The following is a 12,377-nucleotide window of genomic DNA, read 5'->3' as shown; positions in this document are numbered from 1 at the left end:
AATGAAGCAGTGAAAGTCGAAGCTCAAGAGTGATCTCAAGCAGAATCCATGTCTAGTGAACCTGGATCTGTCTTTTCGGTGGACCCATCCCTGTTGATCCTGACACCGCCGGCTTGATGATCGTTCGTCCGATTGGCTATGGGCAGAATTCAATAGCCTTGCTTAGAATTACCCCTTTTTCCGCTCTTGAAACACCCCAAAAACAAGTCCAGAATTGAGTCTTTTCCTGCTTCGGCAAGAAAAGAAACCCCTTAGATTTCAATGGGTCGGACGCTAGATGCGAGTCTCGTTTCCCGCTCCAAGCATTAAAAAATGGACCTCTGAAAAGAGGTCCATTTTTTTTCGTCCAGGCTTTCGCCCGACGGGCGCCAACGTGACGGTCGTCAGCCGCAAGCGCGAGAACGTCGATGCCGCGTGCTCAGCATTGAAACAATTGGGTGGCCAGGTATTGGGCGTATATGCGGATGTCCGCGATGTTGACTCTGTAGGCCAGGCGATGACTACGACGGTGGCGGAGTTAGGCAGCATTGATGTGCTCATCTTGGGGGCCGCCGGCAATTTTCTCTGCGAAGCGAAAGACATGTCGTCCAACGGTTTCACGGTGGTGGTCGATATCGATCTCAACGGTACGTTCAACGTCATGCGGCAAGCTTTAGCGCACATGCGAAAACCTGATGGTGTTTTTACTGAGCAGGATCGAACAGCGCAAGGCTTTAACGACAGCCGAAAAATGCCGGACCTGGTTCAACCAATTGTTTCGCTATGCGCTGGTGAAGATCGAGTAACACATTTAACGTGTCTGGGCGGCTGCTGTGCGCGGCAGGAGGTCTGTGTATGATTAGCGGCACAGAAACCTTGGATTGGATATGGACAAGAGCACAAAAGCACTTCCGCCTGTGGGTCCCCTGGTGTTCTTCGAAGCGGTGGCCCGCACGGGCAGCTTCACGCTCGCAGCTGAGGAGCTGTTCATTACGCAAAGCGCCGTTAGCAAGCAGGTGAAGAAACTCGAAGATAATTTGGGTTTTCCGCTTTTCACCCGTAAGCATCGGGGCGTGGTTCTCACAGATCCTGGGCGGGAGTTGTACGAGGGTGTCCAGCCGGCGCTAGAGTCCTTTCGCGAGACAGTGCAACGTGTCCGAAAATGGTATGACCAGAACACAATTAGCGTCGTGTGCACTCACGCCGTAGCGCATTACTATCTCTTTCCCAAGCTGGCACATTTCCAGCAGCAGTTTCCCGACATTACAGTCAACGTAGTGGCGACCAACCAGCTCACCGCTTCGTCATGCCTGAACCAGGATTTTGGCATTTTGTATGGCGCCGGTGAGTGGTCAGGACTTTCTAGTGTGAAGCTATTTGACGAGATCGTTTACCCGATCTGTAGCGCGACTTATCCCGTGGAGCATGTGAAAACAGTTGATGATCTTTTGAAGCTTCCCCTCATTCAGATTGACAACGAGGGGTGGGATATCATGAACTGGAATGACTGGCTGGGAAGGTTTGGCAAGGCGTTCAAACCCTCTGGCAAGGTAATTACCTACAATCAGGTCACCTTGGCGCTGAACGCCGCGGAACGAGGGCTCGGGGTGGCTTTGGGTTGGGAGTTCATGGCTCGGGATATGATCGAGAAAGGGGCTGTGAAGCCTTTAAAAGATTTCGAGTTGAAAACTGGTTTCTCCGATTATCTGGTCCACTCGAACAAGGCGAAGCTCTCAAATGCCTGCAAGATTTTCGAAGAGTGGCTACTTCAGTCAACCGCTGACGACCGATAGCTCTCGGGCCATGTCAGCGGTTGGACCTGGTGCTTACTCCGTGACGTAGGCGAATGCCTGAACTTCAACGACGTATCCGCCTGCGACCAAGGCGCTTTCTACACAAGCACGCACGGGTTTAGGTCGACCTTCCAGCCACTTCTCGTACACAGCGTTGAAGGTTTCAAACTGATTGATGTCGGTCAGCCAGACCTGTATCCGTACCAGGTTGTCGAGCGAGGCCCCTACTTCTTCGAGAAGGCTGGTTACCTTGCCCAACACTTCCAGGGATTGCTCCTCCAGAGAGACCGAGGTGTTGGTGGCCACCTGACCTGCCGTTTCTACCATGTTGCCGTAACGCACGATCTGCGCCATGAGGTGATTCTCGTGAAGACGTTTGATCATTCGATCCTCTGAATGTTGGAGTGAGTGTTTGGTTCTGCCCTTGAAAAGCAGTCAAGGTATAGACGGCGCCGCGCCGAATGGTCGAGGCAGCGTCCGGCTGTGGTGAGTCAGATATCGCCGCCGGCGCTGCTGGACTCATGCTTGAGACGAATCCCCGCACCGATTCCCTTCAGCGGATCTGGCGGTACCCAGGAGGGGTTGCTATTCGTGAAAATGAAGTCCAGCGCTTCGCTCTTCATGCCGCTGATGTGTTCGGCCATGTAGTAGCCAAGGTACGTTCCCTTGGCCACACCGACTCCATTGCAACCCACGATGGTGTAGACCCCTTCTTCGGACTTCTTGAAGACCGACTGGTGGTTGAGAGTCATGCACAACATGCCACCCCAGGTGTATTCGAAGACCTTTTGCTTCAGGAATGGGAAGCGCGCTTCAAACGAGCATCGATGCTGCTGCCATGCCATTTCCAGACCTTCGGCATTGCTGGTCAGGCTCCGCTCGTAGTTGAGCGAGTTACGCACAAAAATGCGATGGTCAGGCGTGAAGCGCACAGTGGTTCCGGCCGGGTGGGCTGAGGTCGTGCCCCACGGCTCCACGCCGTCGAAATACTTCTTCAGCTCATCCGGTGTCAGCGGCTCAGTGAGGCTTGCATATGTAAAGATTGGAGCCAGTCTGTTCTGCAAGTGACCGAACTCTTCGTTGAACGAGCTGGTGGTCTGAACCACTGTTTGGGCCTGAATCGAACCGCCCAGAAAGTTGAGCTTGTGAGTGGGGCCGTATTCACAGCTCAGCACCGGGCTGTTTTCGAACAAGGTCACTGTCTTGGGCAGTGCAATCGCAAGCCCCCTGATCAGTGAAGATGGGTTGATCAGAATGTTGCCGGGGGTGTAGACGGCCATGCGGTAGTAATCGGTGCCCAGCCGCTTTTTGAGTGCGGCGCCCTCGAAAACTTCGTATTCAAAGCCCGACACCTTCAGGGTTTCGATGAAGTGCTCCAGGCCCGAAATGTTGCTCTTCTCATGTGCCGACATGTACTTGCCGGCGTTCTGCCAAGCGCAGTCGATGGCGTGTTTGTCCTTGAAAGAGCGCAAGCGTTCGATGGCGAAGGTGTTCAGCTTGTACAGTTTCTGGTCGTGTTCCAGATTGGTTTTACCACCATCCAAGTTGTGAGGCACATCGATCACGAAGCCGGCGTTGCGCCCTGATGTTCCTTGGCCTACACCCAGCGCATCGACCAGCGCAATACTGGCGTTCGGGTGAAGCTCAGCCAGACGCTGAGCCACAGCGACACCGGTATAGCCCGCGCCGATCACGGCGAAGTCGAAATTGTGGTTGCCTTTGAGACGCTCTCCGAGCTTTTTCCCGAACGAGGGTGATGTCTCATACCACCCGAGATTTCCATCAACTATGGGGAATTTACTGATTTTTTGCATAACGGCCTCCAACGACGTGATTGCAAGCATCCTGCAATCAGTGCTGGTCAGCTAACGAAAAAACGGCATCCTGCCATTCCAAGTACTCATGCGAATCGCTGTTTAGATTTCTGAAGCAGATTGCAAATTTCTCTCGGTTAGGTGTAACCACCTATTTGCTCGGTGCAGAGTTATCGCATTCCAATCGGGAATATTTGGATTCCAACATATCCGTTGTTCTCGTGTATTCGATGCTCGATAGTCTGTGCACCTGCAATTCGATTTAGTCATCACAGGGCTGGGCATCGCGGCTCCTGACGGATGAGTACTGCCAATATTCCAGTGAATGAGCCGCTCGGCTCTTGAGGCCCTTAATGAGCAAGATAATCCTGACACTCGTTTGTAACGATCAAAAAGGGATAGTTGCAGCCGTCGGCACCTGCGTCTCCGGCCAGTCGGGCAACATCGTTGAATGCGGGCAGTATGTTGATCCTGAAAACAGCCGGTTCTTCATGCGTGTCTGTGTCGAGCTTGGAGATGGCATAACCCTCACGAACTTTCAGGAAGCCTTTACTCCGGTGGCAAAAGCGTACGGCATGGAGTGGCATATCCACGATGCCAACGTGAAGCCTCGCGTGATGATCATGGTTTCGCAGCTTGGTCATTGCCTTAATGATTTGCTGTACCGACACAGCATCAATCAGTTACCGATGGACGTGGTTTCCGTGGTTTCCAACCACGAGTATTTCCGGCGCAGGGCAGAGCATGAAGGACTCGATTTCCACTTCCTGCCGATCACCTCAGAGAACAAGCAGGCGCAGGAAGCGAAGGTTCTGGAAATGGTGCGTGAGCAGAAGATCGACTTGGTGATCCTTGCCCGCTACATGCAGATCCTGAGCGACGACCTGTCGAAGGCCTTGGCCGGCCATGTGATCAATATCCATCACTCTTTCCTGCCGAGTTTCAAGGGCGCACGTCCCTACCATCAGGCCCACAAGCGTGGAGTGAAGCTGATAGGTGCCACAGCGCATTACGTGACCGCTGACCTGGACGAGGGGCCGATCATCGAGCAGAACGTGCAGCGCATTGATCACGCGGCCACAGCTGACGACCTGGTGGCCATCGGGCGAGATACCGAGTGTCAGGTTCTAGCGCGGGCTGTAAAACTTCACATCGAACATAGGATTCTGCTAAATGACGACCGCACAGTCATCTTCCACTAACCCGCTTCAGGTGATCAGCAGCAAAGCCATCGTCAAGCGCATCCTGGGTGCGGTTCAGGAGTCTGTCGAGCGGCACGCCGTTTCGCCTGGTCTGGCGGTGATCCTGGTGGGCAGCGACCCGGCCAGTCAAGTTTACGTGCGCAACAAGACGGTTCAGGCTACAGCCTGCGGCTTTAATTCGCGCCAGTTCGATCTGCCTGCCACGACATCTGAAGCAGAGTTGCTGGCACTGATCGAGTCAATGAACGTCGACGAGGACATCCACGGAATTCTCGTCCAGCTTCCGCTGCCGGGCCACCTGAACGAGGTGAAGGTCACTCAGGCTATTCGGCCTTCGAAGGACGTGGATGGTTTCCACCATATTAACGTGGGTCGGCTCAACGCCGGAGTCATGGACGGGACGTTGGTTCCGTGCACGCCGGCGGGTGCGCTCATTCTGATACAGGAAGCGCTTGGTAACGATCTGTCGGGTAAGCATGCGGTCATTGTCGGTCGATCCAACATCGTGGGTAAACCCATGGCCAGCTTGCTCCTCCAGCAAAACTGTACCGTCTCGGTCGTGCATAGCAAAACCGCCGATCCTGGTGCGATTGCTCGCCATGCCGACATTCTCGTGGTCGCGGCAGGTGTGCCTGAACTTGTGACTGAGGACTGGGTGAAACCTGGTGCAGTAGTTATTGACGTGGGCATCAACCGTGTCGTGACCGAGAACGGGCTGGTCCGCCTGGTCGGTGATGTGAACTTTGACGCCGTTTCTACCCTCGCCCACGCCATCACCCCCGTTCCCGGCGGCGTGGGGCCTATGACAATCGCCATGCTCATGCGCAACACCTTGGAGGCTGCTCTGAACCAGACCAGACGGTGACGTCCGACCGTTAGAAATTTCCGCGTGCAGAAACATACATCAGGCTGTCCCGCTCAGGGCAGCTCATTCGAGCCACACATCAACAACAATAAGGTGTAGCCATGTCCACTACAGTGTCTGAACAAGGTGCGCTCGCGCACGGCTTCAAGCAGCGACATATCACCATGCTCTCCATTGCGGGGGTAATCGGCGCAGGTTTATTCATCGGCTCCGGCCACGCCATTGCCGCAGCAGGGCCTGCGGCTATTCTGGCCTATGTCATGGCCGGCGCTCTGGTAGTCCTAGTGATGCGCATGTTGGGGGAAATGGCCGTAGCCTCTCCCGATACTGGATCTTTTTCCACGTATGCAGATCGTGCCATTGGGCCCTGGGCCGGCTTCACCATCGGTTGGTTGTACTGGTGGTTCTGGGTGCTGGTGATTCCGCTCGAAGCCATTGCCGCCGCTGCGGTTCTCAACACCTGGTTTCCCGGCATAGAAACCTGGGTGTTCGCATTCGGCATCACGGCGATCCTGACCATCACCAATCTGTTCAGCGTGGCCAAATACGGTGAGTTCGAGTTCTGGTTCGCCATGCTCAAGGTTATCGCGATCATTGCCTTCATCGTATTGGGGGCGATGGTCTTGTTCGATCTTATTCCGGATCGCAAGGTCAGTGGGCTCAGCACTCTTGTGGCTCAGAACGGCGGCTTCATGCCAAACGGCTTTGGGGCGGTGATCGGTGCTCTGCTCACCACTATGTTCAGCTTCATCGGTACCGAGGCGGTCACCATTGCAGCGGCAGAGTCTAAAGATCCCGCTCGCAACATCGCCAAGGCCACTCGCGCGGTGATCTGGCGGATTTGTCTGTTCTACTTGGTGTCGATATTCGTGATCATTTCAATCGTGGCATGGAACGACCCCTTGCTGCCGGTTCAGGGGTCATACCAGCGCGCCCTGGAAATCATGAGCATTCCGCACGCGAAGTTCATGATCGATATCGTTGTGCTGGTAGCGGTGTCCAGCTGTTTGAACTCGGCGATCTATATTTCGTCCCGCATGGTCTTCTCGCTGGCCAAGCGGGGTGATGCACCAGCTTTGATCAGCCTGGCCACTCGAAAGGGGGTTCCAGCCTTCGCAGTGATTGCTAGCACTGCAATCGGCTTGCTGACCACAGCCCTCAACTTCTTCGCGCCGTCGCAGGTATTTGGATTTCTGTTGGCTTCCTCGGGGGCTGTCGCACTGCTTGTGTACCTAGTGATCGCGGTGTGTCAACTTCGGATGCGCTACAAGCTGGAACATAGCAACACTCCAATCGCGCTAAAGATGTGGATGTTCCCGCTGCTAACCTGGCTGGTGATCGGCTTTATTGTGGCAGCCTTGACCACGATGGTGGTTTTGCCAGAACACCGCAGCGAAGTTACAGCTACTGGCCTGCTGACGGTGTTCACCATCGCCCTGGGACTCATCTCGCAGAAGCGACGTAAGAGCGCTTACCCATCCAGCTTGGGTGCTGTATCGAAGTGAGGAACTGATGTGCAAGGTGCCTGATTGACTTCAATTGGAGCACCTTTTATCAGCAGAGATAGGTGAGTTCGCCGAATTTTTCCCAACATTTCCATGCTGATCACCCTCTCTCGATACCTATCCTGAAACGAGCTTACGAGGTGCTTGTGTTCTGCGTGATGTTGCGCGACGGCTACGTCGGGGGGCATCAAGCGCTGACCGTCTCCACCAGATGCGCCATCAGCCACTGGCGGAAGCGGTTGACGCTTTGCCTGTTCGGGGCTCGACCTTGAGGTTCCAGCAGGCAGAACTGCGCGTCGGTACGCAGGATGGCTTGCGTTGGCCGCACGAGGTCGCCTGTTTGCAAGTGATTGCTGAGCAGGCCCGACCAGGCCAGGGCGATTCCCTGGCCAGCCAGCGCTGACTGGATCAGCATGGCGTAGCTGTTGATATTGATGCGCCGCCGAGGTTCTGGCGCTGGGTAACCAAGGCGTTGGAACCATTCTTTCCAGCCAATCCAGTCTCGGTGTTGGTCTTCCAGCCACAACCAGGTGCATCCACCCAATTGCTCCAGCGTTTCAATCCCTGGGTGCTGCGCCAGATAGGCGGGGCTGCATACCGGGTAAATCTCTTCGTTGAATAACGGCGTGACCTTCATGTTTTTCGGCGGTGTGCTGCAGTAATAAAGTGCCAGATCACAGTCCAGCCGGGAAAAATCACTGACTTGATCCGTGGCGATGATGCGCAGGTCAATCTCCTCATTCTGGCGCTGAAACTCCGAGACAAACGGCAGCAGCCACAACGACGCCATTGCCGTGCTGGTGACGACGGTGACCTGCTGCGCGCCTTGCCAGTGACGTACGTCTGCCGTGGCCTGGGCGATTTGCTGCAGCGTGTCGCGCACGCTTTCGTAATACTGGCTGCCGGTGGCGGTGAGGTTGATTTCGCGCGTCGTGCGGGTGAACAGCGCCGAGCCCAGATACTCTTCGAGCAAGCGTACCTGGCGGCTGATGGCGCCCTGGGTGACGTTCAGTTCGCGTGCCGCCACGGTGAAGCTCAAATGGCGGGCGGCGGCTTCGAACGCCACCAGGCTGTTGAGTGGCGGCAAGGGTTGCAGTTTCATCAGGCTCACTGTCTTGTAAGTTTTAAGCGCACAGAGATTGTGCAGAAGCTCGTGTGCAGTGACTACCTAATTAGTGAGGAAGGCTAAAGATCAAGGACCAGGTCCGAAGTGGGCTTGCTGCAGCAGAGCAAACGCAGGCCTTTGTCGATTTCCCGTTGCCTGATACCGCCGTTGTGATTCATCTCGACCGTACCTTGTAGCAGGGTGGTCTTGCAGGTGCCACAAACGCCCTGGCTGCAGGAGGAGGGCACGATGGCGCCGGCTTTCTTCGCGGCAGACAGCACTGTCTGATTGGCCGGCATGCTGAAGGTTTTTCCTGAACGCGACAGGGTCACCGTGAAGACGTCCTGCGGATTGAGCGAAACGGCCTGCTCGATCAGTGGTTCTTCATTCAGTGCGCCAATGTCGAAGCTTTCCTGATGGTAGTGGGCGAAATCGAACGCCGCTTCCCGGAGCAACGACTTGACCGCCTCCATGTAGCCCTGGGGACCGCAGGTAAAGATTTCCCGTTCCTTGTAGTCTGGCACTCGCTGGCTCAGCAACGGCAAATCGAGCCGGCCTATCGGCTGCTGCCATTGAGCGGTGTCGCCGAGACCTTCGCAGACACTGATGACCCTCAGCCCCGGCATGGCGGACTGCATGCGCATCAATTCAGCGTGGAAGATGATGTCGATAGGCGTACGGGCGCTGTGCACAAAAACGATGTCGAGGTTGCCGGCCATGTCGCAGGCGGCGCGGGTCATCGACATCAGGGGCGTTACGCCGGAGCCGGCGGACAGGTACAACAACTTGGCCGCAGGATGGCCGACCGGTGTAAAGCTGCCCGCCGGGCCGGACGCCTTCAGGCTGTCTCCGGGCTTGAGATGGTCATGCAGCCAGTTCGATACCGCACCCCCCGGCACGCGTTTGACGGTAATGGAAAACGCAAAGGGTCGGGTGGGGGAGGACGACAGGGTGTAGCAGCGTGCGATGGTCTGCCCGCCAATGACCGGTGAAATCGTGATGAATTGACCGGGCTCGAAGCTCAGGGCGCTGAAGTCCGCACAGCGAAAAACGAAAGTCTTTACGTCGTGGGTTTCCTGGCGTACAGCGCAGCATTGCAGGGTTTTCTGTTCACCGCTGTGCCATTGCGCGCCGAACGTGCCCCAAGTGGTCGGGTCGGTAAAACGTTGCACCACGCTGGTGGGTGCAGGGCGCGTCGGGTTTTTGTAAGTCGTCATGTTCATTCCTCACACGCCATGGGCGGCCAGGCGCGCCGCGTACCAGCGAGAGAACTGGTCGACATAGGTTTCGGTAAAGGCCGAGAACGGCCCGGGCGTGTAGGCCGGGTCCTGGGTGCCGCTGTGGGTGATGCCGACGAGGCTGGCGTCCTGCAGGTTGGTCGCAACCCAGACTTCGGTCAGCTTATCCACCTGGTAGTCGATGCCTTCGATGGCATCGGCATGGACCAGCCATTTGGTGCGCACCAGGGTTTTATCGGGCGCGAGCGGAATGATGTAGGAAACCACGGCATGATCGCTCATGACATGGGTCCACGAGTTGTGTGTCCAAAGATGCACGTCGCCCAAGTCACGACGGGTGAGGTCGCCAAACAGCCGGGTGCACGCCACGCGGGTGTCCAGGGTCTGGGATTCGCCGGTACCGGCAATGGCCAGTCGCTGCGAGCGGAACTGGGTCACGGCGTCTTCATCCAGGTGTTCAACCGCATCGCAGAGGTAGCCTTCGCGTTCCCAGTTGTCCTTGGTATCGGCATTGCGGCGGTGATACTCCGCCAGTGCCTGGAGTGAATCCTCCCCCAGCCCATCGGTGCAGAAACCGAAATCTTCGGGCAGGAACGACGCCGTCAATTCCGGGTGGGTGGCCGCGCAGTGATAACACTCGCGGTTATTTTCGATCACCAGTTTCCAGTTTCCGTTCTCGATGATTTCCGATTCGTAGGCGATCTTTGAATGGGCGAGGTCATATTGGGCGAAACGCGGCGTCATGACCTGGTCAAGGTACACGATGTCTTCTGGCGGTTCGTCGCCCAGGCAGACAAAAACGTGGGTGCCGATGACCCGAGTGTGCACAGGGGTCAGGCTTTTGCATTTCGGGTCGAAGTCCTGGCCCATGTGTGCCGTATGTTTCAGGCTTCCATCAAGGTCGTAGCTCCACTGGTGGTAGGGGCAGACCAGCATACCGACCGTCGACTTGCCGGCCTGTTTCAAACGAGCCCCGCGGTGACGGCAGACATTGCGAAACGCCTGCACGTGCTCGTCATCGTCGCGCACCAGGAGGATGGAAGATTTGCCAATGTCGACGGTCGAGACATCGCCGGGTTCGGGGATGTCGCTGGTGACACCCACCAGAATCCAATGTTTGGTGAAGAAGACTTCGACGTCGGTTTCAAAAATATCCTGGCGACCAAACAAACCGCCTGGCATGCCATGACCGGGCGTGCGGTCGGACAGGAGTTCACGATGGGTCTTCACGGCATTGATTGTCATTATAGGTCTCGCTCACATTCAAGTTGATCAGGCGGCGAATACAGTTTGGAAAGGTGGAATATGACCGTCAATGCGCTTTATTTTCACGCACGCATAACTTTGCGTTATGCGTGAAAGTTGAATTTAAAATGTTGATTATCAGTGGGTTAGATAACTGTCATCGCGCAGCCAATCGACCAGCGCCTGGGTAATGGGCTCAACTTTTCGACCGCTCGGAATAACCAGGTAATAAGCGTCTTTTGGCTTGACCACGTAGGGCGTAATTCTGATCAGCTCACCACTGTTGAGCCGGTGTGCGATCAGCCGACTCCATCCCAGTGCGATGCCATGGCCTTGAACGGCCGCCTGGATCGCATCGTTGTAGGAACTGCAGCGAAATGAATAATTAAGCTTGGGGCGCATATCCCCGAGTTCCCGGCACCAACGGTTCCAAGTCATCCAGCCTTCAAGAGTTGAGTCCGAGTCAATCAGCGCCGTGTCCAGAAAGTCGGTAATGGATGAAGGCGCCGGGTTGGTGGCGAGCCAGGCTGGCGAGCAAACGGGAAACACTTCTTCATCGAACAGGAAAACCGAACTGCCATCCTCCCATTTTCCATTGCCGAAACGGATGGCCAGGTCGACGTCATCCCGGTATGAACTTGGCGAGACCTGCTGCGTCATCAAGCGCAATTTCAATTTCGGCTGCAGGGTGCGCAGAGCGATCAATCTGGGGAGTATTCTCAAGTGAGAAAACGCCTCCGTACAGGCTATGGTGATCTCCTGTTCACCAATGCCCTCGGCAATTTTGTCGAAGACACTGGCCATGCGATGAATGGATTCGGCGACGACCAGGTGCAGGATATAACCTTCGTGGGTCAACTTGATTGCCCGATGAAGCCGATGGAACAGCTTGGTCCCGAGGGTATCTTCCAATAATCGGATTTGTTTGCTGACGGCCGCTTGGGTCACGCCCAGCTCTTGGGCAGCCAGGGTGAAACTGGCCAGCCGCGCCACGGCTTCGAATTCCAGCAACGCCGTCATCGACGGTATCAGCCGCCGATAGCCCTTGACCTTTTTATCGATATCGCTGGGTTGCATAGGTGTGTTCCAACGCCGTTAGCGGAAAAATCAGGCCACCGAAGATTCTCTTGCAGGCTCGGAAGGCACAGGGTGCGACAGGTTGTGCCCCAGCAGTGCCCGGTACAGTTCGCCGTCACCCAAGATACCCAGGACGATACCGGTCTCGTCCCGCACGATCAGGGGATGGCCCGTTTCGTAGCGAATCTGCAGGGCGTCGCGCATGGTGGTCTCCGGTGGCACGCAAGTCGGTTGTCGAGCCAAGGTCTCGATCCGCTCGGTCGGACGCCATGATTGGACGTGTGCGGTTGTGGCGCTTTTTCGAATGCTGGTCAAATGACACTGCGGGTTCACCACCATCCATAGGTTTTGAGCCGTATCTAGGCAATATTCGTCGCGGGCGAAAACGCACTGGTCCAGCGGTGTCATCAAGCTTTTCGCACACAGCACATTCAATGGGTTGGTGTGGGCGACGAAGTTACGCACGTAGTCGTCGGCCGGGTTCAGCACGATCTCTTCGGGCTTGCTGTACTGGATGATCTTGCCGTCCTTCATGATCGCGATACGGCTGCCCA

11 protein-coding genes and 1 pseudogene are annotated in these 12,377 nt (G+C 56.0%); 5 read left to right on the top strand and 7 right to left on the bottom strand.

The window, feature by feature from the left end; all coding sequences use genetic code 11:
* Positions 1–277: 277 nt before the first annotated feature.
* A pseudogene (locus tag ACODSJ_RS02510) lies at positions 278–661 on the top strand (SDR family NAD(P)-dependent oxidoreductase); the annotation flags it as partial.
* Between the two features lie 205 nt (positions 662–866).
* Positions 867–1,772 (top strand): LysR substrate-binding domain-containing protein, encoded by a 906-nt coding sequence (locus ACODSJ_RS02505; protein ID WP_489100232.1) that lies wholly within the window; start codon positions 867–869, stop codon positions 1,770–1,772.
* Positions 1,773–1,805: 33 nt separating this feature from the next.
* Here ACODSJ_RS02505 and ACODSJ_RS02500 read toward each other — a convergent pair whose 3' ends face one another.
* Together ACODSJ_RS02500 and ACODSJ_RS02495 are read right to left on the bottom strand one after the other, a co-directional pair.
* Positions 1,806–2,156, bottom strand: coding sequence for a RidA family protein (locus ACODSJ_RS02500; protein WP_489100231.1), 351 nt, complete (start codon positions 2,154–2,156; stop codon positions 1,806–1,808).
* A gap of 107 nt (positions 2,157–2,263) precedes the next feature.
* Positions 2,264–3,586 (bottom strand): NAD(P)/FAD-dependent oxidoreductase, encoded by a 1,323-nt coding sequence (locus ACODSJ_RS02495; protein WP_489100230.1) that lies wholly within the window; start codon positions 3,584–3,586, stop codon positions 2,264–2,266.
* A 353-nt stretch (positions 3,587–3,939) separates the two neighbouring features.
* Between ACODSJ_RS02495 and purU the strand changes: the two genes are divergently transcribed.
* From purU to gabP, 3 genes are all read left to right on the top strand, one after another.
* Positions 3,940–4,788 (top strand): formyltetrahydrofolate deformylase, encoded by an 849-nt coding sequence (purU, locus tag ACODSJ_RS02490; RefSeq protein ID WP_489100229.1) that lies wholly within the window; start codon positions 3,940–3,942, stop codon positions 4,786–4,788.
* A complete protein-coding gene (locus tag ACODSJ_RS02485; protein ID WP_489100228.1) occupies positions 4,760–5,653 on the top strand; it encodes a bifunctional 5,10-methylenetetrahydrofolate dehydrogenase/5,10-methenyltetrahydrofolate cyclohydrolase in 894 nt (297 codons plus the stop codon). Before purU ends, ACODSJ_RS02485 begins: the two co-directional genes overlap by 29 nt.
* A 101-nt stretch (positions 5,654–5,754) precedes the next feature.
* Positions 5,755–7,158 (top strand): GABA permease, encoded by a 1,404-nt coding sequence (gene gabP / locus ACODSJ_RS02480; RefSeq protein ID WP_489100227.1) that lies wholly within the window; start codon positions 5,755–5,757, stop codon positions 7,156–7,158.
* Between the two features lie 187 nt (positions 7,159–7,345).
* Here the strand turns inward: gabP and ACODSJ_RS02475 are convergent, their stop codons facing one another.
* The 5 genes from ACODSJ_RS02475 to ACODSJ_RS02455 all read right to left on the bottom strand — a co-directional run.
* Positions 7,346–8,260, bottom strand: coding sequence for a LysR substrate-binding domain-containing protein (locus ACODSJ_RS02475; RefSeq protein WP_489100226.1), 915 nt, complete (start codon positions 8,258–8,260; stop codon positions 7,346–7,348).
* A gap of 83 nt (positions 8,261–8,343) precedes the next feature.
* The gene (locus tag ACODSJ_RS02470; RefSeq protein ID WP_489100225.1) at positions 8,344–9,480 is read right to left on the bottom strand and encodes an FAD-binding oxidoreductase; all 1,137 of its coding nucleotides are present in this window, start codon (positions 9,478–9,480) and stop codon (positions 8,344–8,346) included.
* 9 nt (positions 9,481–9,489) lie between these two features.
* The gene (locus tag ACODSJ_RS02465) at positions 9,490–10,746 is read right to left on the bottom strand and encodes an aromatic ring-hydroxylating oxygenase subunit alpha (RefSeq protein WP_489100224.1); all 1,257 of its coding nucleotides are present in this window, start codon (positions 10,744–10,746) and stop codon (positions 9,490–9,492) included.
* A gap of 138 nt (positions 10,747–10,884) precedes the next feature.
* The gene (locus ACODSJ_RS02460; protein ID WP_489100223.1) at positions 10,885–11,823 is read right to left on the bottom strand and encodes a LysR substrate-binding domain-containing protein; all 939 of its coding nucleotides are present in this window, start codon (positions 11,821–11,823) and stop codon (positions 10,885–10,887) included.
* Positions 11,824–11,853: 30 nt separating this feature from the next.
* Positions 11,854–12,377 (bottom strand): CBS domain-containing protein (locus ACODSJ_RS02455; protein WP_489100222.1); only part of this gene is annotated, 524 nt, incomplete at its 5' end.

This window comes from Pseudomonas sp. FG6 (assembly GCF_057809015.1).
The sequence above is the reverse complement of the archived record's forward strand: the minus strand, read 5'-3'. Positions and strand labels throughout refer to the sequence as shown.

Coding starts and splice junctions, on each gene's coding strand:
- purU (WP_489100229.1), top strand. CDS start 3,940: ATGAGCAAGATAATCCTGACACTCGTTTGTAACGATCAAAAAGGGATA.
- ACODSJ_RS02465 (WP_489100224.1), bottom strand. CDS start 10,746: ATGACAATCAATGCCGTGAAGACCCATCGTGAACTCCTGTCCGACCGC.
- ACODSJ_RS02460 (WP_489100223.1), bottom strand. CDS start 11,823: ATGCAACCCAGCGATATCGATAAAAAGGTCAAGGGCTATCGGCGGCTG.
- ACODSJ_RS02505 (WP_489100232.1), top strand. CDS start 867: ATGGACAAGAGCACAAAAGCACTTCCGCCTGTGGGTCCCCTGGTGTTC.
- ACODSJ_RS02485 (WP_489100228.1), top strand. CDS start 4,760: ATGACGACCGCACAGTCATCTTCCACTAACCCGCTTCAGGTGATCAGC.
- ACODSJ_RS02470 (WP_489100225.1), bottom strand. CDS start 9,480: ATGACGACTTACAAAAACCCGACGCGCCCTGCACCCACCAGCGTGGTG.
- ACODSJ_RS02495 (WP_489100230.1), bottom strand. CDS start 3,586: ATGCAAAAAATCAGTAAATTCCCCATAGTTGATGGAAATCTCGGGTGG.
- ACODSJ_RS02500 (WP_489100231.1), bottom strand. CDS start 2,156: ATGATCAAACGTCTTCACGAGAATCACCTCATGGCGCAGATCGTGCGT.
- gabP (WP_489100227.1), top strand. CDS start 5,755: ATGTCCACTACAGTGTCTGAACAAGGTGCGCTCGCGCACGGCTTCAAG.
- ACODSJ_RS02475 (WP_489100226.1), bottom strand. CDS start 8,260: ATGAAACTGCAACCCTTGCCGCCACTCAACAGCCTGGTGGCGTTCGAA.